The sequence below is a fragment of the Acinetobacter sp. 22301 genome (assembly GCF_052045285.1).
Lineage (GTDB): Bacteria > Pseudomonadota > Gammaproteobacteria > Pseudomonadales > Moraxellaceae > Acinetobacter > Acinetobacter pittii.
The window spans coordinates 39,647-62,772 of the sequence record NZ_JBQEOR010000013.1 but is presented as its reverse complement, the minus strand read 5'-3'; the positions used below and the strand labels follow the sequence as shown (position 1 = coordinate 62,772).

Here is a 23,126-nt window from a genome sequence, read left to right as displayed (position 1 = left end):
ACCTCCTTTATTGCTTTAGCCCCAGTAGTGGGAAGCAATTTGATAGGTAACAAACGATGCAAAATAAGCTAAACCAAACAGATATGCAGTCATAGCTGCAACATGTTTCCATGAACCTGTTTCGCGACGTACCGTTGCCAGTGTTGCCAAACAATGTGGAGCATAAATGAACCACACTAAAAGTGATAAACCTGTTGCCAAAGACCAACCTGTTCCATCTGCACTAATCAGATGTGACAAACCTTGTGCCACAGCATCATCATCTGTTGCAGACAAGGCATAAACTGTACCTAATGCCGCGACAACCACTTCACGAGCAGCCATAGCTGGAATTAAAGCAATACAGATTTGCCAATTAAAACCAACTGGAGCAAATAAAGGCTGGATAAGATGTCCGAGCATACCTGCAAAACTATAATCTATGGCAGGTAATGTCGCCCCTTCTGGTGGCTGCGGGAAAGTACACAAGAACCAAAGCAAAATAGAGAGCGCAAAAATGATTCCACCGACGCGTTTCAAGAAGATCTTTGCACGATCCAATAAACCGATTCCCACACTTTTTAAATCAGGGAAACGATAACTTGGTAGCTCTAGCAGTAAAGCATGCTGCGACTTATCTTTTTGCAAAAACTTCATTAAAAATGAAACACAAAGCGCACTCACAATACCAGCCATGTACAGACCGAAAAGCACTAAACCTTGCAGGTTAAAAATACCCCAGACCATTTTCTCTGGAATGAAGGCAGCAATCAGCAAGGCATAGACGGGTAAACGTGCCGAACAAGTCATTAAAGGTGCAACCATAATGGTCGTAAAACGATCACGAGGGTCACTAATACTACGCGTTGCCATAATTCCCGGTACTGCACAAGCAAAGCTCGAAAGTAAAGGAATAAAGGCACGGCCACTTAAACCAGCTTGGAACATTAATTTATCAAGCAAGAATGCTGCACGCGGTAAATAGCCTGATTCTTCGAGTACTAAAATAAAGAAGAACAAGATCAAAATTTGTGGCAAGAACACAACTACGCCACCCGCACCTGCAATAATTCCGTCAACAACTAAACTATGCAGTAGAGGTTGGGTAATCACAGTTCCCACTACCTCACCAAGCCAGCCGAAGAAGCCTTCAATACCATCCATGAATGGAGCTGCCCATGCAAACACTGCTTGGAACACAATAAACATCATGATGGCAAGGCTAAGTAGGCCTAAAACCGGATGTAAGAAAATTCGATCTAGAAAATCAGTACGCTTATCTCCATGATCAACATAATGAACCACATCTTTAAAAATCATATCGATTTTTTGATGATGAGTTCCAGTTAAACCACTCAATTCAGTTTGTGGCACACTGTATTTTTCTTGATCAAGGGCATGTAATAAATTTTCAATACCCGCATTACGGACGGCAACTGTTTCAACAACTGGTACACCCAAACGTTGAGACAACTTTTGAGTATTAATTTGGATGCCACGACGACGCGCTTCATCCATCATATTCAGTACAAGTAAAATCGGACGACCTAACTCGATCATTTCGAGCACTAGCCCTAAATGCAACTTTAAGTTAGTGGCATCAACCACACATAAAAAAGTATCTTGCTGCCCTTCTTCTGCAATCTTACCCAAACACACGTCACGGGTAATTACTTCATCAGGACTGGTGGCATTAAGGCTATATGTACCCGGCAAATCAAGTACACGCACTGCTCGGCCTGAAGGCAACTGAAAATGACCAACCTTACGCTCGACCGTTACGCCTGCATAGTTTGCAACTTTTTGTCGAGTTCCAGTTAAATGGTTAAAAAGAGAGGTTTTACCACAGTTAGGGTTTCCCACAAGGGCAATACTTAACGCATCACTCATGCGGGTACTCCTTCTTCTACTTGAATTTCAATTTTTTCCGCTTCTGCTTTACGTAAAGCGAAACGAGTAAAGCCAATTTGGATTAAGATCGGATCACCACCAAAAATACCTTTGGTAATCACTTCCACTCGTGTGCCCGGTACAAAGCCCAGACTTTCCAAACGAATTGCGACCAAATCTTGCTGCTCGGACTCTAGTTCTATCCGATTCACTTTGGTGATGGTCGCCGCTTGCTTCACTTTTAAAGCTGATAAACGCACCGCATCCGATCCTAAACCTTTTTTAATAGTATACATATAAATGAGAATAATTACCAAATAAGGTTAAATTTCACTTCTTATCTAGTTTAATCGACAAACCTTAAAGTTTCTTTTACAGTACAGAGGTTTAGAGGATCTAGTGTATGTTGAATAAAAAACCGCGTATTCCAAGCCCTGTTCAAATTCCTGAACATTTGAGCTTTTTACAAGGTTTTCGTGACTATCTCGTTGCTCAGACGGTAAGTCCACATACACGTAATGCTTATTTATCCGACCTTATTCAATGTAGTGAACTTCATAAAAAATCAGCTCTTCCAGAGTGGACAAGTGATGATATCGCTGATGTTTTGATTGAGTTAACTAAAGCTGGAAAAAGCCCGCGCTCGATTGCCCGTTGCTTATCTGCCCTACGCCAGTTTTACAAATTTTTACGTGAACAGAAATTACGAAGCGATAATCCTGTAGCAACCCATCATTCTCCCAAAATTGGCAGAGCCTTACCCAAAGATCTATCTGAAGAAGATGTCGAAGCACTGATTCAGGCCCCCGATATTGATACGGCACTTGGTTTACGTGATCGGGCAATGTTTGAAGTTCTTTACGCATGTGGTTTACGTGTTTCAGAACTGCTGAACTTGCGCCTAGAACTTATTAACTTAAAACAAGGCTATTTAAGAATTACGGGTAAAGGTAATAAAGAGCGTTTGGTCCCGCTAGGGCAATTTGCTTGTGAATGGGTAGAACGCTACTTGCAGGATGCTCGACCTCAACTCTATAAAAGCTCTACTGACTATCTCTTTTTAACTCAACACGGCGGAATTATGAGCCGTCAGAACTTCTGGTATGCCATTAAGCGTTACGCCTTACAAGCCAATATTCAAGCTGAACTCTCACCTCACACCTTACGTCACGCCTTTGCAACACACCTGCTCAATCACGGCGCCGATTTACGCGTAGTACAAATGTTATTGGGCCATAGTGACTTATCAACTACTCAAATTTATACACATGTAGCCCAAGTAAGAATGCAACAATTGCATGAAAAACATCATCCTAGAGGTTAAAAAATTTAAAACTTATTATTTGAAATACACCCATCAATCAATTGATTTCGTTCACAAAGGTTAAGAAAGTTTTAACAATACACACTAGATTTTTTGTTATGCTTAGCAGCTTCTGACTATAAATACTGATGAAATAAGGGTTATCTATGTCTTTTACCCGATCTCAACTGTTTCTTGCCTGTGCTTTGGCTTCTAGCCTGTTATTCAGTGCTTGTTCTAAAGAAAACAAACCACAAAAAGAAGATGCGCTCACTGCGACCGCACCTGCTACTGGGGAAGCTTCAACTATCATTGAACGCAATGCTAAACAGCGTTTAATTGAAACTTTGCAAAAACAATTTAAGAATGCAAACATCAACGCCAAAATTTTAGATATTAAGCCTACTGAAGTGCCTAACTTATATTGGGTAAATCTCGAAGGAATGACATCGATTTATACAACCAGTGATGGCAAATACCTGATTCAAGGTGATGTCATCCGTTTAGGCGGTAAAGAACTGCATAATATCGGCGATAATCTTCAAGCTTCAGAAAACAAGAAGCATCTTGCTGCTTTAAAAAATGAAGATTTGATCGTTTACCCAGCTAAAGGCGGTAAGGCTAAACATGTGATTTATGTGTTTACCGATGCAAGCTGTCCTTATTGCCATAAATTACATGAGCATTTACCTGAAATTAATGAAAAAGGTATTGAGGTACGCTATATCGCTTGGCCACGCGGTGAACAATTTATGCCGACTATGGAAGCTGTATGGTGTAGCGCAGACCGTAAAGCTGCCTTTAATCAAGCAGTACAAGGTATCAATATCCCACCTGCTCAATGTAAAAACCCTGTGCGTGAACAATATCAACTTGGCTTAAACATGGGTGTAAATGGAACACCAGCTATTTACAATGTTGATGGCGAGTACTTAGGTGGATACCTAACACCAGATGAATTAATTAAACGTCTGGATAAATAACACCCTTTAAGCTGATGAATGATTAATCATCTATCTCTTTTAAAAAGCGCTGCTCTGATTGCAGCGCTTTGTTTTTTCAACAATTAATATTTAAACAACCTCTGTTTAAAGACTGATCTACTCTTCTTTTCCAAACATCGCACTCTAATTCATTGAACAAGCACTAAAAGCGCTAGAGTCTGGCGTTTTTTTTAGCTATGATCTAGCTTCAACTAAATGATTAAATGATGAATGGAGTGTGACGTGAAACCAGTTCGCCTGGCAATACTCGGTCTAGGAACCGTAGGTGGAGGAGCCCTTAAACTACTACAAGAAAATGCCGCTGAAATTAAACGTCGCACCGGTCGAGAAATTCAAATTACCCACGTTGGAACACGCCGCCCTCGTCCAGATCTTGAATTGGAAGGGATTAAACAAAGCGCCGATTTACTTGACATCGTTCGTCAACCAGACGTTGATGTAGTTGTAGAAGTTATGGGTGGGATCCACCCTGCTTACGAAGTTATCATGGAAGCAATCAAACACGGCAAACAAGTCGTGACTGCAAACAAAGCGTTACTCGCTGAACATGGCAATGAATTATTTAAAGCAGCAGAAGACAATGCTGTGCAAATTGCTTATGAAGCAGCAGTTGCTGGCGGTATTCCAATTATTAAAGTGATCCGTGAAGGTCTTGCTGCAAACCATATCGAATGGTTGGCTGGCATTATTAATGGTACAGGTAACTTTATTCTGACTGAAATGCGTGAGAAAGGTCGTGCATTTGATGATGTATTAAAAGAAGCTCAAGAACTTGGTTATGCAGAAGCAGACCCAACTTTTGACGTTGAAGGTATTGATGCTGCGCACAAACTTACAATTTTAGCGTCTTGTGCGTTTGGTATTCCTCTTCAGTTTGATAAGGTTTATACCGAAGGTATCAGCAAAATCACTGCGCAAGATGTGAAATATGCAGAAGATCTTGGTTTCCGTATTAAACATCTTGGTATTGCACGTCGTGCTGAAAAAGGTATTGAATTACGTGTTCACCCAACGCTCATTCCAGATGAACAACTTATTGCGAATGTAAACGGTGTTAAAAATGCTGTTTTAGTTCAGGCAAATGCCGTAGGTCCAACACTCTATTACGGCGCGGGTGCAGGCGCAGGTCCTACAGCTTCTGCAGTTGTTGCCGACGTTATTGATATTGTTCGTGACATCTCTTATACCGAAGATGGCGCAGGAACAATTCCTCAGTTGGCTTTTGAAGCATTAACAAATGTGCCAATTTTAAGCCGTGAAGAAATGACCACAGGTTATTACATTCGCTTAAATGCAGAAGACCAAACTGGCGTACTTGCAGATGTGACGACCATCTTAAGTCGCGCTGGAATTAGTATTGATGCAATCATGCAACAATCTCGTTTAAAAGACCTTATTCCAATCGTGATTCTGACTGATCCAATCGTTGAATCTAAAATGGATGATGCTCTTGCACAAATTCAAGCATTACCTGCAATTCGTGGCGAAATCGTAAGAATTCGTTTAGAATCGCTCGATAGTTAATCAGGTTGAGGGAAAGATTCCCTCTCCCGCTTCACCTCTAATTGGAACACCATCATGTCTAATGCCAATCGTTATACTGGTCTTGTAGATCGTTATCGTGACCGTTTGCCAGTTTCGGCAACTACTCGTGCTATCTCTTTGGGTGAAGGCAACACCCCACTCATTAAACTTGAGAATATTCCACGTATTATTGGCAAAGATGTTGAAATTTATGTGAAATATGAGGGTTTAAACCCAACTGGTTCATTTAAAGACCGTGGTATGACCATGGCTGTAACCAAAGCGGTTGAAGAAGGCTCTAAAGCGATTATCTGTGCATCTACTGGTAACACTTCTGCTGCTGCTGCTGCCTATGCTGCACGTGCAGGTATCAAAGCATTTGTTTTGATTCCAGAAGGCAAAATTGCGATGGGTAAAATGGCACAAGCGATGATGTATGGTGCGATCACTATGCAAATTCGTGGTAACTTCGATGATGGTATGCGTCTTGTAAAAGAAGTTGCTGATCAAGCGCCTGTAACGATTGTAAACTCAATCAACCCTTACCGTTTGCAAGGTCAAAAGACGATTGCTTATGAAATCGTTGAAGCTTTAGGCCGTGCACCTGATTACCACTGCTTACCTGTTGGTAACGCAGGTAATATCACCGCTCACTGGATGGGTTATACCGAAGCTGTAGCAAACCAACCTGCTGATCAGTTTGAACAAGTGATTTATGATGCTGCGACTGATCAATTCACTGGTCCAAAACCAGAAGGTTTACCGACTATGGTGGGTTACCAAGCTTCTGGCGCAGCTCCATTCTTACGTGGCGCTCCAGTTGAAAGCCCTGAAACTGTTGCAACTGCAATCCGTATTGGTAATCCACAAAGCTGGAACCATGCAAAAGCTGTAGTACGTGACTCTAAAGGCTGGTTTGATGAACTTCAAGACAGCGAAATTTTAGAAGCTCAACGCTTACTTTCTATGTATGAAGGTGTATTTGTTGAGCCAGCGTCTGCTGCTTCTATCGGCGGTGCGATCCGTGATATTAAAGCGGGTAAAATTGCTGAAGGTTCTGTAATTGTATGTACAGTAACTGGTAATGGCTTGAAAGATCCTGACACTGCAATCAAACAATGTGCTGATGCAGTTATGTTATCAATTGATGCAACAATGGACCAAGTAAAAGATTCTATTTTATCTAATATGTAATATCTGATTTTTCAAAAACGGCTGTTTAATACAGCCGTTTTTTTATGTCTTTTTATAGTCATAAAAAAACGCTTCTTGATAGAAGCGTTTTTTAGAATATTGAACTTAAATACGTTTTGGTAAATTACTTAACCAACCCAATAAGTTCGTTGCATCATTATTACGTGCCTGTGTACTTGGTTCACCCAGTAATACAATAACTGCCGGACGTGAGTTTACAGTCGTGTGCATCACAACACAGCGACCCGCTTCATTAATATATCCAGTTTTAGACAAGTTAATATTCCAACCACCATTGCGCACTAGAGCATTGGTATTGTTAGATTTCAACACGCGATAACCTAAGTTAAAGTCATAAGTTGGTGTAGTTGAGAATTGACGAATCAAGCCATATTGAGAAGCTGTACTTGCCAAAATCCCTAAGTCACGCGCAGAAGATACATTACGTGGATCTAATCCAGTTGACTCATAATAGTGAGTTGCGTTCATACCTAAAGCACGTGCTTTAGCGTTCATTGCAGCGACGAATGCAGGACGACCACCCGGATAAGTACGTGCTAAAGCCGCCGCTGCTGGGTTTTCTGATTTCATTAGAGCAAACAGAAGAACTTCTGCACGGTTCATCTTGTCGCCAACACGTAAGGTTGAACTTGAGTTTTTACCATTTGCACCAGCAAAATCGATTTGCTCAAGTGTAATTTCTTCTGACATGTTTAAACGGGCATCTGCCGTTACAACTGCTGTCATCAACTTAGTAATAGAGGCAATTGGCACAGAAGCGTTGGTATTTTTACTATAGAGCACTTCACCAGTTTGCGCGTCCATCACAAGTGCAGCTCGAGCGCTTACACTCGGCTGAGCATTGTAACCAGTCGTATCACGGATTGGAGCAATCTTCGGTGCAGATGCTACAATTTTCGGTGCACTACCACCACGCAAAGTTGTGGTTACCGATGTTGAACCTTGCGGAGTAGGTTCGTCATCTTCATCATTTAAAAATTGGCTAGCATCAGCTGAAGACCAATTTAAGCTTGCAGTACCACTATTCCCTGAGGACGGGTTATTGACGAGTTCTGCAAAGCTTGTTGAACTCAAACTAAGCAAAATAGACATGCTTAGCACATGCATTAAAGACTTTTTAGAATTTTTCACGGCACAATACTCGACTCAGGGTGATACACATTTGCGCTTACTATAATTATGCCTTACATTTGAGGTATAAGGTATAACGCTTTTACCGACACAATTGTGCACAACTATTCGCTCACTATATAAGAATAGGATTGCTAATTTTGTCATTCCATTGCAAGCTAATTTTGCTTTATGTAACAAAAAACTTGTTTTTTGAAAGAAAGGAGGTCTTCTTGATTACAGTTTTAGTTGTGGATGACCATGAACTTGTACGTACAGGTATCTGCCGTATGTTAGAAGATCATGCCGATGTAGAGGTCATTGGACAAGCCGAATCGGGTGAAGAAGCAATTGCTATTGTTCGTCAGAAACATCCTCAAGTTGTGCTACTTGATGTCAATATGCCTGGCATCGGCGGCGTAGAAACAACACGTCGTTTACTGCAAACTGCACCAGATACAAAAGTGATTGCAGTCAGTGGCTTAGCAGAAGAACCTTACCCTTCTCTTTTGCTTAAAGCAGGAGCTAAAGGTTACATCACCAAAGGTGCTCCAATTACCGAAATGGTTCGGGCTATTAATAAAGTGATGCAAGGCGGCAAATACTTTAGTGCCGATATTGCTGAGCAATTAGCAAGTTCTTATTTATCCGATACGCAGCAATCGCCATTTGATTCTCTCTCTGAACGAGAAATGCAAGTTGCAATGATGGTTGTAAATTGTATTAGCGCTCAAGAAATTGCAGACAAACTTTTTGTAAGTGTTAAAACAGTGAATACCTACCGCTACCGTATTTTTGAAAAGCTAGCCATTGATAGTGATGTTAAACTAACTCATCTCGCGATTCGTTACGGTCTGATCAAGCCTTAATCAGACTTACATGCAATTTCCCGTAAACTCATCCTTGTCCCATACGATATTTCGTTTGGGCACGTGGTATGGCTTATATCGCCTTATTATTGCGGTTAGCCTGAATATTATTTTGGTTTTAACCGATGCTCAAATCGACAATAGTCTGCAACAACCCGCTCTATATTCTTACACACTACTCGGCTATTCGCTCTTAAGCCTTCTTCAACTTTTATGCTTTAAGTTTATTGCCACTCAGGCAACAAGGCAGCTCATTTTATTTTTTGTAGTTGATATTATATGTCTGAGTTTACTTACATTTTCTGTAGGTGAACCAAATCTTCAACTCAGCTTGCTATATGTTATTGCCATATTTACTTCGGCCATTTTACTTAGCGCAAGAATGTCGTTGCTCATTACATTACTTGCAGTCATTGCGGTTATTTACCAACGCTTCGTTGGCAGTTTATTTGACTACAATAATTTAAATACGATTGGTAATAGCGCCTTATTGGCCTTCTTATTTTTTGTAGTACACGGAATCGGACAAATTGCGGTCCAGCGTTTTAAACTACTTGAAGCACTAACTTTCCACCAATCAATAGAACTCTATCAACTACAAAATATTAACCGCTATATCTTGGAACAAATTGAAGAGGGCTATTTAGTCCTAGATGAAAACTACGACATTGTTTTAAGTAATCCAGCCGCCTGCTCTCTTTTAGGAATTCCACCTCAATTTGCCAGTGAAAAATATCCCTTAGCAAAATGGCATGCTGACTTATTTGAAATATTAAAGTTTGATAATTTAAAAGAAGGTGATCGATTTATTTTTGAGTCTCGACTGTCGGCTTATTCTATTAATATTAAAGTGCAACATCTTTTGGTGCCGCAACAAGCATTAACACTACTCATCTTACAAGATGCGCAGCAGATTAATCAGCAAGCTCAACAACTCAAACTTGCCGCTTTAGGACAACTCTCAGCAAGTATTGCCCATGAGATCCGTAATCCTCTTGCAGCCATTGTTCAAGCAAATGAATTGCTCAAAGACAGTGATGTGGAACAGCAAAACACTTTGCGCAATATGATTGGCAAGCAAACAAAACGCATTGATAGTATTGTTCAAGATACGTTAGGACTTGCCCGTAGTGAAAGAACGTATCCCATCCAGATTGAATTAAATGACTTCTTAAAAACGTTATTAGATGAAGATTTATTTGATGTTAAAGGTTCGATACAACTTAAAATTTCCGATTCATCTTTAAAACTCTTATTCGATGAAAAGCAACTCAGACAAGTGTTAATTAACCTTGTTAGGAATGCTTTACGGCACAATGCTCCCGATTCGCCCTATGTTCTGATCAATATCCATTCACAAACAAATAAAATTTATATTGATGTGATCGATTACGGTGAAGGGGTTTCAAAACGTGATATATCTCAATTATTTAAACCATTTTTTAGTACCGAAATTAATGGAACTGGTTTAGGATTATATTTGTCTCATAGTTTTTGTGAGGCAAACCATGCAAAGCTCACTTATGTAGAGCAAAAACAAGGGGCATGCTTCAGAATAGAATGCCCAATAATATATTGATTTTTTATTAGGTTTTTGGGGAAATGGCAGAACAGCAACCACTCGTTTTGCTTGTAGACGATGAAGAAGATTTGTGCCTGTTAATGCAAATGACTCTTGCACGAATGGGGATTAAAACACATCTTGCTTATCGGGTTGAACAGGCCAAACAGCTTTTTACTCAGTTTCATTACGATGCATGCTTGACCGATTTAAATCTACCTGACGGTAGTGGTTTAGAATTGGTTCAACATGTTTCTCAAACTTACCCACACACTCCCATTGCAGTCTTAACTGCATACGGCAATATGGATATTGCAATTGCAGCATTAAAAGCGGGAGCTTTTGATTTTGTCAGCAAACCTATTAACCAAATTCACTTAGATCAATTGTTAAAAAAGGCGCTCAACCAGCCAAAACCAGAGCATGAGTTCGGTGAAACAACATTAGAAAATGACTTATTAATTGGGCGTTCGCCACCTATACAAAACTTACGGACAGCTATTAAAAAAATAGCCCGCTCCCAAGCTCCTGTATTTGTTACAGGCGAGTCTGGTACGGGTAAAGAAGTTGTTGCTAATCTGATTCACCGATTAAGCAACCGCAGTGAAGGACCATTTATTGCAATTAACTGTGGAGCAATCCCAACTGAGCTCATGGAAAGTGAACTTTTTGGGCATAAAAAAGGGAGCTTTACTGGTGCGACTCAAGACAAACAAGGTCTGATTTTATCGGCACATGGCGGCAGTTTATTTTTAGATGAAATTGCCGAATTGCCTTTAAGTATGCAAGTTAAATTGCTTCGCGCAGTACAAGAGAAAAAGATTCGTCCAGTAGGTTCAGATCAGGAAATTGATGTTGATTTTCGAGTAATCAGTGCCAGTCACCAAGACTTAGATTTATTAGTTCAACAAGGTAAATTCCGTCAGGACTTATTTTTCCGTATTCATGTTATGGATATTATGTTGCCGCCACTACGTGACCGTGGTGGAGATATTTTGCTATTGGCCAATCATTTTATTCAAAAGGTTTGTACGGAATGGGGAGTTTCAAGCAAGCAATTAACGGCGAGCGCTGAAACTTACTTATTGCAGCAAGACTTTCCGGGTAATGTTCGTGAATTAAGAAATATGATTGAGCGAGCTATTACTTTAAGTGATGATGAGTGCATTGATTTGACACACTTAGCGCCTCCTCCTAGAGGCAGTAGCGTGAGCCCGCAAATCGTAACGAAACAACTAAATCAAACACCGGCTGTTCAAACTCACCCAAAATTTCCAATGGAAGGTTTAGAACGCTACTTAGAAAATATCGAAAAAGATATTTTACTGAATGCTCTGAACATGACGCATTGGAATCGAACTTTAGCGGCTAAAAAGTTAGGAATGACATTCCGTTCTTTACGCTATCGACTAAAAAAGTTTGGCTTAGATACTGAAATGGGAGAGGAAGTATAAAAGTTACTTCCTCTTTAGAAATAAATCTGCAACGCGCTCTAAATATACGTCTTCTTTCATTTCTGCAGGCAATGGATAGGTCTGGTTAGGTTGAATACCCTGTCCTTCAATCATATTGCCATTTGGCGTGTAGTAATGTGAGACAGTCATTTGTAGAGCCGCCCCACTTGGCAAAGGAAATAGCTTTTGCACTACACCTTTTCCATAACTTTTTTCACCCATCACCCAAGCACGCTGGTGTTCTTTCATGGCCGCAGTAAAAACTTCTGCTGCAGATGCAGAGCGGTGATTAATTAATATACCTAGTTTTATATTCTGAAATTCATTACCGGGCAAAGCCTGAAACTGCTGGTTACCTTCCGAACGGCTTTTGGTTGAAACAATAATTCCGTTATTTAAAAATAAATCTGCTGATTCAACTGCTGCCGATAACAACCCACCCGGATTGTTTCGCAAATCGATTAAAACAGCCTTTAAACGTGGAGAACTGTTTTCTTCAATTAATCTTTTAATTTCATTAGCAGTGTCTTGTTGGAATACTCTAATTTTGAGTACGAGCACCTGATTATGTAACATTACAGGTTCTATATCGGTTTCTATTTTTTTATTACGGACTAAGTTAATGTTTCCGTTTAGCTCTTCTGCTTGTACTTGAAGTGTACTTCCTATAGAACCGTAAAGTAGTCCAAGCACCTGATCTTGGTTTAAATTTTTTAAATCTTGGTTATCAATTTTGAGAATCGTCTGACCATTTCTCAAACCTAATTTATAGGAATCAGAACCGGTTTTAAGATCACGAATCATCCATTTATGAGCATGTGATTCAGGGCTTAATGCAAAATCAACTGATGCAAGATCACCCTCTGTGTATTGAATCAGTTGGCGATATTCTTCTGCCGATAAATAACGCGAATAACGATCTAACCCACTCACTAACCCTTTTATGGCTTGTTGAAACAAGGCATCGTCAGATTTCACATCAACGTAGTTATCTCGAACAATTCCATAGATTTGCACAAACTGTTGAATCGACTCGATCGGCACCTCTGCATAGCTATGTTCCGGTTCTTCCGAATCCGAATGCAAAGGTGACATTTTTTCTTTTACAACTGGCGCTGCAAAGGTAAATTGGCTGCAACACAGCAACATACTTACAATAAGTTTTTTATATTTAATGTGTTGCAGCATCCAATCACCTTTAACTTATGCAGATAGTGTAATCAGATTACGTCCTTGCATTTCGGCAGGAACAGGAATCTTCATTAAATTGAGAATTGTCGGTGCTACATCTGCAAGCACACCACCTTCTGCAATTGTTGCTTGTGTTGGGCCAACATAGATAAACGGCACAAGCTCGGTTGTATGTTGAGTATGCACTTGCCCACTTTCGTAGTCTTGCATTTGTTCAACGTTACCATGGTCAGCAGTAATGAGCATATGGCCTTTTTTCGCCATAACTGCCTCATAGACACGACCTAAACAAGTATCAACCGCTTCAACTGCTTTAACCGCAGCATCAAATACACCTGTATGCCCGACCATATCACCATTTGCATAGTTCACAACTAATAAGTCGTATTCACCCGAATTAATCGCTTTAACCAACTCATCAGTGACTTCATAAGCACTCATTTCTGGCTTAAGGTCATATGTCGCAACATTTGGAGATGGAATTAAAATACGTTTTTCACCCGGATATTCATCTTCACGGCCACCACTAAAGAAGAATGTTACATGCGCATACTTTTCAGTTTCGGCAATACGTAACTGGGTTTTACCTAAAGAAGATAAATACTCACCCAATGAATTTTTAAGGGCTTCTGGCATGTAGGCAACTGGTGCATCAATGCTTGCCTGATAACGCGTTAACATCACAAATTTAGAAAGATTTGGTACAACTTTGCGTTCAAAACCAGCAAAGTCTTTCTCTACAAATGCGCGAGTAATTTCACGAGCTCGGTCAGCACGGAAATTCATAAATACAACGCTATCACCATCTTGAACTTTAGCAATATCACCAATACGAGTCGCTTTTGCAAACTCATCATTTTCGTTGGCTGCATAAGCTAATTCCAACCCTTCAACCGCTGTTTGCGCAGTACGAAGTGCTTCACCTTCGGTTAACAAGCGATAAGCTTGCTCAACACGATCCCAACGGTTGTCACGGTCCATTGCAAAGTAGCGACCAATCATGGTTGCGATACGGCCTTGGCCCGGATATTGAGCAAATAATGCATCTAATTTTTCTAAAGATGGTTGAGCACTGCGTGGAGGTGTATCACGACCATCAAGGAACGCGTGTAAATAAACTTTTGCTCCGCGTTTTAATGCAAGCTCACACATCGCCACAATATGATCTTCATGTGAATGGACGCCACCTTCTGAAAGTAGCCCCATAATATGGACAGCACCGCCAGCAGCTTTGGCTTTTTCAACAGCGTCGATCAACACTTCATGTTTGAAAAAGTCACCAGTACGGATATCTTTAGTAATGCGGGTAAAATCTTGATATAACACACGGCCAGCGCCAAGATTCATATGGCCGACTTCAGAGTTCCCCATTTGCCCATCAGGCAATCCAACATCTTCACCTGAACCAGAAATTAGACTATTCGGATGCTTGGCTTTCATTGCCGCCAAATTTGGTGTTTTTGCTGCAAGAAAAGCATTATCTTCAATCGCTTCACGGTGTCCAACACCATCCATAATGACCAGAACGTGAGGGATCTTGCCAGCAGTTGCATCCGTCATAATCAATTTCTCTTTTGTCTACAATTTCGTCACAATATCTTACCGAATTTTCGGTCAAGACTCTATTTATTCCTATGGCTTTCACCAATATCCGCGATTGATGAAAACCATAAATATCACTTATTTCTAACGAGCGCGGTAAAGCAAATAACTTCCGGCACCAAACATTAGCAAGATAGGTACAAGTACGAACCATGCTGGAGATGGAGAATAAACCAAGCTCGCATAGCCCAAGAAATCTTGCAAATAATAGAAACTCAAACCAATAAACAATGCGATCACCAAACGGAAACCCATTGATTGTTGGCGTAACGGTCCAAAAATAAAAGAACACGCCACTAGAACTAATGCAATGAGTGAAAATGGCGAAGCAACTTTTTGCCAGAAAGCTAATTGGTAAGTCTTTGGTACCTGACTATATTCATCCATATAACGCATAAAGCTAATCAGTTGACTTGGTGATAAATCTTCAGGATCTAAAGTCACCATGTGCACATATTTAGGCTGTAATGCTAAAGCAAGCGATTGTTCTTCATGGTCAGTTTTGATGGCATTTCCTGCCGCCAAAATGTCCATTTGTTCAGCTTTTTTCAAAGCCCATTGACCATTTTTAATAAACTGTCCTTGCTGAGCATTAATTAATGATTGCAAGTAATAGTTCTGGTCAAAGTCGACCACTTGAATGTCTCTTAAATTACCTTGAGAGTTAGCATAGTCGATATAGATAAATCGCTGCCCTTCACGTGACCAATAACCTTTAACTTCACCTAAAGCAGCTACTGAACGATGGCTTTTAACACTTTGTGCTTTTTCATTCGTGTAAGGGATAACCCATTCACTTAAAGCAAACGACAAAATAATAAGCAGTAAAGCTGAGCGCATAACCCAACCGACAATACGCCATAAGCTAACACCCACTGAACGCATAACGATGAGTTCACTACTCGTTGCCAATGAGCCCAGTCCAATCACAGCACCAATCAAGGCAGAGATAGGTAAAATTTCATAGAGATAGCGAGGAGCTCCCCACAAAACATAGACGAGAGCTTGCCATGCGTTATAGTCTGGTTTGAGTTCACCCAACTCGCCAAGATATGTAAATAAGACCTGAAGAATGGACAAAACAACTGTGGTGCCAAACATCGCAAGCGCAGTGGTTTTCGTCACATATTTGGCGACTATTCGACGTGCTAACATTATAATTTCACTCGCTTGATCTGTTTCTTGATTTTTGGTCCTAACTTCTGCTTACGTGAGAATAAGGCGGCAGCAACGCCATACACAACTAACACGGCAGGATAAGCCCAAATATCGAGTTCTTCTTTACTAATACGAGTCTTGATTGCAATCATTAATACGATCAGACTGGAAAAAATAAAAATCGCCGGAATAAGACGGTAATAACGGCCTTGTCGTGGACTCACCTCAGACAATGCCACTGATAGCATTAACGCAATAACAATGGTGAATGGCCCAAATAAACGCCATCCCAACTCACTTCTGATGACTGGATCATTCGTTTTTGAAAAGAGTTTTGTTGTTGATAGTGCTTCTACATCGCCACTCTCAAACTTAACATCTTTGTCATTTTCTAAACGTAGACGATAAGACTGAAACTCTGCTTGTGTATATTTTGGTTGTCCCGGGAATATTTCATAGCGACGACCTTGTACCAGATCAACGACATTGGCGGTGTCATTTGCAACTTCTACACGAGTCGCTTCTTTTGCCAAAATCATAACATCTGGCTTATCTTCTTTAGCAGCGCGCTGATAAAAGAAAATATCCTTCAAATTCTTTCGGTCTTCTGACAATGAACCTGCATAGATCGTATATGGCCCAGAGGAAATAAACTCTCTTGGTCGAACCAAATCGAAACCTGTCCGAACAGCTTGTGTCGTTGTCAGTTTTTCAAACTCACGTAGTCCCCATGGCGTCATCCAGAGCATAAGCACAGACTGAAACACCATATAAACAAGCGTCATTGGAATGAGTAATCGTGCTAATTGATGACGGCTTACACCACTACCATTTAATACAGCCATTTCATGGTCAACATATAAACGACCAAACACCAACATTAAACCAATGAAAAAACCCAATGGTAAAATGAGTGTTAGAAATTCAGGTAAACGATATCCAATGATGCTAAACAAGATACTGGCATCTAAACGCCCCTGCGCCGCCACACCAAAGTATTTGATCAGACGACCACCCATCATGATTAAGGTCAGTAAAGAAATGACCACCAATGAGGTAGAGACAACTTGCTTGACGAGATAACGCCGAATAATCAAAGTAATACTTCCAAAAGGCTAATCGGGACGTGTGCTAGTTTACCCGAATGTTAAAAATATAAAACCGCACATTGCAACGCTATGCTTGAAAGTGTTTCAATGTTTTAATCCAACATAACTTTCTATAGGCAATCACGGCAGCCATGAAATTTACAACTTATACAACTTTTCCCGAACAGACATCTAATGAATCTTTGTGGGTTTTAGTTGATTCAGAACAGCTACAAAGCAACATCAACACATATCAAATCAATAACCTAGAAAGCGTTCTTACTGCCACCCAATTCAAAGGCAACTTCAATGAAACTCTGCCTTTATTCGGTCAGATTTCAAATCAACCTCATAGCCAATTACTTGGACTAGGAAAAACAGCCGAACTTCAGGCGGTTAAGCTCGCTAAACTTGCCCAAACCATTATCAAATCGACACAAAATAAATTTAAGCATATCGCGATTGATATTGCTGCGTTACCTGTCGAATACCATTATTTATTCGCTTTAAGCTTAACTCAAGCAGCTTATGGTTATGATGAGTTTAAATCGAAAAAAAATGAATTTGTGTTACAACAGGTTGATTTAATTAGTTCAACGACGAGCCTCGATGAAAAACAACTGGCTTTAGTGCATGCCGTACAGTCTGGTCAGTCGTATGCACGTGACCTTGGCAACCGTCCAGGCAACATTTGCTTCCCTGAATATTTGGCAGAACAAGCATTAGCTTTAGCTGCAGAATTCCCTGACTTACTCAAAGTAACTGTCTTAAATGAACAGCAAATGGCTGATTTAGGTATGTATGCTTTTCTTGCAGTCAGCAAAGGATCTGAACGTCCGGGTCGTATCGTAACACTCGAATACCAAGCTGGAATCGATCAAGCGCCTGTTGTGCTTGTTGGTAAAGGCGTTACTTTTGATACAGGCGGTATTTCTTTAAAACCAGGCCTAGGCATGGATGAAATGAAGTTCGATATGTGCGGTGCAGCCTCTGTACTAGGTACTATTCGCGCGCTATGCGAGGCAAGACTTCCTATTCATGTCGTTGGAGCAATTGCAGCTGCGGAAAACATGCCTTCAGGTAAAGCAACTCGCCCAGGCGATATTGTGACAACCATGAGCGGACAAACTGTTGAAATTTTAAATACCGATGCGGAAGGTCGTTTGGTACTGTGCGACACATTGACCTATATCAAACGTTTCAATCCAGCAGTCGTGGTTGATATCGCAACATTAACTGGTGCATGTGTAGTCGCTTTAGGTAAAGTACTGAGTGGTTTGTTCTCACCAGATGATGCTTTAGCAGCTGAACTTCAACAAGCGGGTGAGCAATCATTTGACCGTGTATGGCGTATGCCAGTGATTGAGGATTATCAAGAATTACTTGATTCACCATTTGCTGACATTGCGAACATCGGCGGTCCATACGGCGGTGCAATTACGGCAGCATGCTTCCTTGAGCGCTTTACACGTGAGTACCGTTGGGCTCATTTAGATGTAGCAGGAACAGCATGGTTATCTGGTCCAGCTAAAGGTGCAACAGGTCGCCCAGTACCATTACTCATGCAATTTTTAGCGAATCGTGTAAATACGAATGGCTAAAGTTAGTTTTTATCTGTTTGAAACCAGTGAAGAACGGCAAGTCGATAGTGCTTGCCGTTTATGCCGAAAGATTTTACAGAAGCATCCTAAAATCTGGTGGTATTGCCCAGATGTGCAGCTACAACAAACTCTTGATGAAAGATTATGGGATTTCGACCCTGCAAGTTTCATTGCGCATGGCATTGACCAAGCTGAAGCTGCTGTATGTATTTCGGCTAAACAACCGCTTGAACAAGGCTTGTTAGTATTTAATTTTAACAATCATGCACTTGAACAAGTTGATCATTTTAGCCACATTATAGAAATTGTTGAAAATAATGAAACAGCCAAGCAAATTGGCCGAGAAAAATTTAAAATGTATCGCCGTTTGGGTATAGAACCGCGGACCTTTAAATTATAACGCGCTAAAATGTAAATACTGTTGAACAAAGGAGAAGCATGGTGGCATTAAATGTCGGGCAAGATTTTAAAAAAAGATGGTTAAATGCGCCTGAAGCTGTCCGTCATGCCTATCAACAGGATCTGGCACGTATTTGCGACCTATTAGAACCACAAACCCCTATTCAGCTTTGGGTTTTAAATGATGAAAAAGCGCAGTTAGAATCACAGCAAAAAATTGAACAAGCTTACGCGGACCTTAAGGCAGAGCTTATTGAGCAAGCACGTATCCGTCGTCAACTCGCTTTAGAAAAAGCACTTGCTGATAAACGTGCATCAGAAGCTGCTTATGCTGCGGAGTTGCAAGCAGACGAAATTCGCAAGTTTAATGAACAGACTGAAACATTACAGACATTACGTAGTCATTTAGAACAAGAAGTTGCAGAACAAACTGCACGTTATCAGAAAAATCCTGAAACCCCAGCCGTCAATTACTCTGCTGGCGTAAAACTCAGTATCACCGATGATCAAATCTTATCTGAGCTTGAAAGTTTACGCATTCGTTTAGAACTTGAAGCTGAAAACTTAATTGAAGAGTCTGTAACAGCTTTCCGAGCCAAACTACATTCGGCAGCTCAAGAAGAAATTGAATACATTTTAAAGAACTCTAAGTTTTCTGATGAAAAAATAGAGAAGTAAAGTTTTAAAACTTCTTCTGTCATAAAACTGACACCTATATGTCACAAAATAGACATAAATATTATTCTTGTAGATCAATTGATTATGAGAATAGAACGTAGTGATTTTAAGAGAATTAATGAGGGTAAGAAATGGACATTCCGCATCAGATTTCAAAGCAACTTGAGCAGCTTAATCAGGGTGAGCAATGGACATTTTCAGCACAAGAACTTTATATGAGTCATAATGACTTTAATTCGCTTTCAATCTTGCTGACACGAGCGTCGGAAAAAGGTGAGTTTTCAATTACACGTACTCAGCATACTAAACCATGGGTTGGTACACATTCGGTTACTCTCACCAAGCATTAATTTTTAAAATAAAAAAACCGGAACATATGTCCGGTTTTTTTATTTTGATGATCTGGCTTTTATTTTAAAAAACCATTTTCAGCTAAAAAAGCCATACTAATATTTGACTCAGTTTTTTGCTCAGCTGCTTTATCACCTAGCAATAAACGCTCGATATAACGCGCCAACACGTCGACTTCAAGGTTGACCTTACTGCCTACTTGCCACGTTCCAATATTGGTACGTTCTGCAGTATGCGGAATCAAATTCAAGCTTAAAATATTTCCACGCAAGTGGTTAATCGTTAAGCTAATTCCGTCAACGGTTACAGAACCTTTTTCCGCCAAATATTTAGCAAGTTCTGTCGGTGCTGTAACTTCATAATAGATTGAACGAGCATCTTCACGCACTACGGTAATTTCACCTACGCCATCAACGTGACCACTTACAATGTGCCCGCCAAAGCGCGTTGTCGGTAACATTGCCTTTTCAACATTGACACGTTGCCCAACTTTCCAGTTACCCAATGTTGTTCGATTTAAACTTTCACGAGAAACATCTGCCGCGTACCAGTTATCGCCCCATTCAATCACTGTAAGACAAATACCATTGGTTGCAATCGAATCACCCAAATGTACATCAGACATATCCAGATCAGTCTGAATACGTAGACGCACATCACCACCTACACTTTGCAGGCTTTCAACTTTACCTAAACTTTCAATAATGCCTGTAAACATGGCTCAATCTCCAAATCTTTTTACACTGCTTAAATTGCAGCGCTTACCAAAGTGCGAGCTGTGTACTATTGCCTGAGGTATCTACACCACCTAGCTCGGCGAAGTGATAAAGCTGGCCTAATAACTGACGTAATGGTGGTCCTGACTTAGCATGAGTATCCGTAATCACAATAAACTCAAGCACGCGTGCACGTTCAGACTGTCGTTGTTTACTCACTCGATAACGCGGAACATCTTGTGTTAACAAGGTCACTTTGCCTCGTTCCAGATTGGCCAGAAGTAAATCTTTCGGCTCAATATTACCATCAGTTGAATAACTGGTCAGAATATAGCGTGCATTGATCGTTGAAAGTAATTTCTCATATGCATCTTTTGCATGTTTAGAAGAGTTATATGGACTTGGACGTTCTTTACGCCATGCTCTATCAATACCACTCTTATAACCTTTGGTATCTGGTGAAGGTAAATCCACCTGATCCCATAAAGTTAATGCATTTAAAACGTGGTAATTACTACTATATGCGTGCTGGTTATATGGTGGATCGAGATAGGCAACATCAACCTCAAAACCACTCATTTGATTTGCTAGATGTTGTGAATCTACACACCACATTTCAGCAGCAGGTCGTTTGCGATCACCAATCTCACAAAAACGGCTTGGTGTTAACCAAAGTAATGATTCAATTCGTTCTAAAGCAGTTTGAGTACGTCCGCCCCACCCTTGGTGGAAACTTTTAAATACGCCACTCGTATTACTGACAAAACTGGCTGAATAGAGCAATGGCGCAAGTAAAGCACTCATCTCTACATCATTAATTGCACCTTGTGCTTGCCATGTTGCAATCTGCTGACGAATTGCATCGATACGCATACCGTTACGACGTTTAAAAAATAAACGGTCACGAGTTGGATCATATACATCATCGTTACGTGGACAAAGGTTATGCGTTACCCAACCTTTAACTTCAGGTAAGCGATTTAAATAATCGATTGCCTTTTGATAACCGCCCAGTTCTTTAAAAGCAGGCGCATCTACACAGGCTAAAATCGCATGATTTAAAGCATGACTATAAGGTTCCCAGTCATTCGCAATCACACGGTAACCATTTTGACGTGCTAAACGAGATACAACGCCACTACCGGCAAAGAAATCGGCAAAAATCGGTGGATTCTTTTTCTTGCTATTCAGTGTCCCTGTAATTTCAAGGGCTTCTAAAATTAGATGGAGCAATCGGCGCTTGTTACCCAAGTACGGCACAAGCTGATGGAAAAGATATTCGTCTGTCGTACGGGCTGCATGACGACGTTTGTGATAAACCGAAGGCTCTGAATTCATACTTTCTCTTGCGTAGGGATTAACCTTAAGCGTATATCTTGATCAATTTGTGTCACATCAAGAAGTGTAAAACGAAGTTGCTCTGCCATATATTCAAACTCTGCATTGAACATGGCCCTTGCACTTTTCCCCAATAAGGTCGGGGCAATATAACTGATCAATTCATCCACCAAACCTTCTTGCAAAAAGGCAGTAGACAATGTTGCGCCAGCTTCAACCAACACATCATAAATTTGATGTTGCTTAGATAGGGTCTGTAACAGCATTTTTAAAGGCTGAATTTCTAATTGTATCACGCCTAAATCAGCAAGTTCTTGACGGTACGGTCCCATCACCATCACAGTTTCAGGATTCTCTAAGATCTTAGCGTTAAGTGGTAAACGTCCTTGGCGATCTAAAACAACACGTTTTGGCTGAGCAACTGTCTCGATATCAAAATTATTGAGTGAACGCACATTAAGCTGACAATCATCTGCAATCACAGTTTCAATACCTGTAATCACTGCTCCAGAAATGGCACGCCAATGTTGCACATCTTGGCGTGCAGCCGAACCAGTAATCCACTTCGACTCACCTGATGCCATTGCAGTACGCCCATCTAAACTTGAGGCTACCTTTAAACGTACATAAGGCATGCCTGTAGACATTGCCTTTAAAAAACCTTGATTAAGTTTTGATGCTAAATCTTCGCAAATGCCAACTTCTACTTCAATTCCAGCATTTTCCAAAATCTGAACACCCTTACCCGCCACCAATGGATTTGGATCAGGACAAGCAACCACTACTTTTTTAACTTGGGCTTTTACCAATGCTTCGGCACAAGGAGGGGTTCTGCCATAATGTGCACATGGTTCAAGCGTGACATAAGCTGTTGCACCTTGTGCATGTTCACCCGCTTCGCGTAAGGCAAAAACCTCTGCGTGTGGCTGACCCGCTTTAGGATGAAAACCTTGGCCAACTAACTGATCATCTTTGACAATCACACAACCAACATTTGGATTAGGCTTGGTCGAATATAGTCCTCGTTTGGCAAGTTCAATGGCTTGCTGCATCCAATACTGATCTTGTTTCAACTCAAACATAAAAATCTCAAAT

Annotated in this window: 21 protein-coding genes; 11 read left to right on the top strand and 10 right to left on the bottom strand. The window is 40.6% G+C overall.

Annotated features, from left to right (window positions below):
• Positions 1-15 precede the first annotated feature (15 nt).
• On the bottom strand, positions 16-1,869 hold the full coding sequence (gene feoB / locus ACTJJH_RS16260; protein ID WP_320124804.1) for a ferrous iron transporter B: 1,854 nt from the start codon (positions 1,867-1,869) through the stop codon (positions 16-18).
• Positions 1,866-2,129, bottom strand: a complete 264-nt coding sequence (locus ACTJJH_RS16255) for a FeoA family protein (protein WP_002121198.1) — start codon at positions 2,127-2,129, stop codon at positions 1,866-1,868. The genes feoB and ACTJJH_RS16255 overlap by 4 nt, the downstream gene beginning before the upstream one ends.
• Before the next feature lie 143 nt (positions 2,130-2,272).
• Here ACTJJH_RS16255 and xerD point away from each other — a divergent pair, with 143 nt between their 5' ends.
• From xerD to thrC, 4 genes are all read left to right on the top strand, one after another.
• Positions 2,273-3,193 (top strand): site-specific tyrosine recombinase XerD, encoded by a 921-nt coding sequence (gene xerD, locus ACTJJH_RS16250; RefSeq protein ID WP_017385870.1) that lies wholly within the window; start codon positions 2,273-2,275, stop codon positions 3,191-3,193.
• Between the two features lie 146 nt (positions 3,194-3,339).
• Entirely contained in the window at positions 3,340-4,155 is an 816-nt protein-coding gene (locus ACTJJH_RS16245; protein ID WP_002121175.1) for a DsbC family protein, read from the top strand.
• A gap of 243 nt (positions 4,156-4,398) precedes the next feature.
• Positions 4,399-5,700, top strand: coding sequence for a homoserine dehydrogenase (locus ACTJJH_RS16240; protein ID WP_002121263.1), 1,302 nt, complete (start codon positions 4,399-4,401; stop codon positions 5,698-5,700).
• A gap of 54 nt (positions 5,701-5,754) precedes the next feature.
• Positions 5,755-6,894, top strand: coding sequence for a threonine synthase (thrC, locus tag ACTJJH_RS16235; protein ID WP_002048893.1), 1,140 nt, complete (start codon positions 5,755-5,757; stop codon positions 6,892-6,894).
• A gap of 105 nt (positions 6,895-6,999) precedes the next feature.
• On the opposite strand, the gene pbpG is transcribed toward thrC, so the two are convergent.
• Positions 7,000-8,046: a D-alanyl-D-alanine endopeptidase PBP7/8 gene (pbpG, locus tag ACTJJH_RS16230; RefSeq protein ID WP_128839933.1), complete on the bottom strand. Its 1,047-nt coding sequence runs from the start codon at positions 8,044-8,046 to the stop codon at positions 7,000-7,002.
• A 212-nt stretch (positions 8,047-8,258) separates the two neighbouring features.
• Here pbpG and gacA point away from each other — a divergent pair, with 212 nt between their 5' ends.
• Genes gacA through ACTJJH_RS16215 form a run of 3 tightly spaced genes read left to right on the top strand, consistent with a single transcriptional unit; the run spans position 8,259 to position 11,909 of the window.
• Entirely contained in the window at positions 8,259-8,894 is a 636-nt protein-coding gene (gacA, locus tag ACTJJH_RS16225; protein WP_002121174.1) for a response regulator transcription factor GacA, read from the top strand.
• A gap of 10 nt (positions 8,895-8,904) precedes the next feature.
• The gene (locus ACTJJH_RS16220) at positions 8,905-10,473 is read left to right on the top strand and encodes a sensor histidine kinase (protein WP_440601453.1); all 1,569 of its coding nucleotides are present in this window, start codon (positions 8,905-8,907) and stop codon (positions 10,471-10,473) included.
• A 23-nt stretch (positions 10,474-10,496) separates the two neighbouring features.
• Complete coding sequence (locus ACTJJH_RS16215) at positions 10,497-11,909, top strand: sigma-54-dependent transcriptional regulator (protein ID WP_440601452.1); 1,413 nt, start codon at positions 10,497-10,499, stop codon at positions 11,907-11,909.
• 3 nt (positions 11,910-11,912) lie between these two features.
• Here the strand turns inward: ACTJJH_RS16215 and ACTJJH_RS16210 are convergent, their stop codons facing one another.
• The 4 genes from ACTJJH_RS16210 to lptF form a co-directional block, all read right to left on the bottom strand.
• Positions 11,913-13,097, bottom strand: coding sequence for a S41 family peptidase (locus ACTJJH_RS16210; RefSeq protein WP_002121269.1), 1,185 nt, complete (start codon positions 13,095-13,097; stop codon positions 11,913-11,915).
• A gap of 15 nt (positions 13,098-13,112) precedes the next feature.
• The gene (gene gpmI / locus ACTJJH_RS16205) at positions 13,113-14,660 is read right to left on the bottom strand and encodes a 2,3-bisphosphoglycerate-independent phosphoglycerate mutase (protein WP_440601451.1); all 1,548 of its coding nucleotides are present in this window, start codon (positions 14,658-14,660) and stop codon (positions 13,113-13,115) included.
• A 126-nt stretch (positions 14,661-14,786) separates the two neighbouring features.
• Entirely contained in the window at positions 14,787-15,857 is a 1,071-nt protein-coding gene (gene lptG / locus ACTJJH_RS16200; protein ID WP_002121203.1) for an LPS export ABC transporter permease LptG, read from the bottom strand.
• Positions 15,857-16,957, bottom strand: coding sequence for an LPS export ABC transporter permease LptF (lptF, locus tag ACTJJH_RS16195; RefSeq protein ID WP_002121169.1), 1,101 nt, complete (start codon positions 16,955-16,957; stop codon positions 15,857-15,859). The genes lptG and lptF overlap by 1 nt, the downstream gene beginning before the upstream one ends.
• 143 nt (positions 16,958-17,100) lie before the next feature.
• Between lptF and ACTJJH_RS16190 the strand changes: the two genes are divergently transcribed.
• The 4 genes from ACTJJH_RS16190 to ACTJJH_RS16175 all read left to right on the top strand — a co-directional run bounded on the left by ACTJJH_RS16190 (position 17,101) and on the right by ACTJJH_RS16175 (position 19,976).
• Positions 17,101-18,549: a leucyl aminopeptidase gene (locus ACTJJH_RS16190; protein ID WP_005079478.1), complete on the top strand. Its 1,449-nt coding sequence runs from the start codon at positions 17,101-17,103 to the stop codon at positions 18,547-18,549.
• Complete coding sequence (locus ACTJJH_RS16185; RefSeq protein WP_002121193.1) at positions 18,542-18,949, top strand: DNA polymerase III subunit chi; 408 nt, start codon at positions 18,542-18,544, stop codon at positions 18,947-18,949. Before ACTJJH_RS16190 ends, ACTJJH_RS16185 begins: the two co-directional genes overlap by 8 nt.
• Positions 18,950-18,987: 38 nt before the next feature.
• On the top strand, positions 18,988-19,626 hold the full coding sequence (blhA, locus tag ACTJJH_RS16180) for a cell division protein BlhA (protein WP_002121184.1): 639 nt from the start codon (positions 18,988-18,990) through the stop codon (positions 19,624-19,626).
• A gap of 131 nt (positions 19,627-19,757) precedes the next feature.
• Positions 19,758-19,976: a hypothetical protein gene (locus tag ACTJJH_RS16175; protein ID WP_002121224.1), complete on the top strand. Its 219-nt coding sequence runs from the start codon at positions 19,758-19,760 to the stop codon at positions 19,974-19,976.
• 59 nt (positions 19,977-20,035) lie between these two features.
• Here the strand turns inward: ACTJJH_RS16175 and ACTJJH_RS16170 are convergent, their stop codons facing one another.
• The 3 genes from ACTJJH_RS16170 to ribD are packed head-to-tail and all read right to left on the bottom strand — an operon-like array spanning position 20,036 to position 23,113.
• Complete coding sequence (locus ACTJJH_RS16170) at positions 20,036-20,695, bottom strand: riboflavin synthase (protein ID WP_002121149.1); 660 nt, start codon at positions 20,693-20,695, stop codon at positions 20,036-20,038.
• Between the two features lie 43 nt (positions 20,696-20,738).
• On the bottom strand, positions 20,739-22,031 hold the full coding sequence (locus tag ACTJJH_RS16165; RefSeq protein ID WP_327742533.1) for a DNA adenine methylase: 1,293 nt from the start codon (positions 22,029-22,031) through the stop codon (positions 20,739-20,741).
• Positions 22,028-23,113, bottom strand: coding sequence for a bifunctional diaminohydroxyphosphoribosylaminopyrimidine deaminase/5-amino-6-(5-phosphoribosylamino)uracil reductase RibD (ribD, locus tag ACTJJH_RS16160; protein ID WP_440601450.1), 1,086 nt, complete (start codon positions 23,111-23,113; stop codon positions 22,028-22,030). The genes ACTJJH_RS16165 and ribD overlap by 4 nt, the downstream gene beginning before the upstream one ends.
• Positions 23,114-23,126 lie beyond the last annotated feature (13 nt).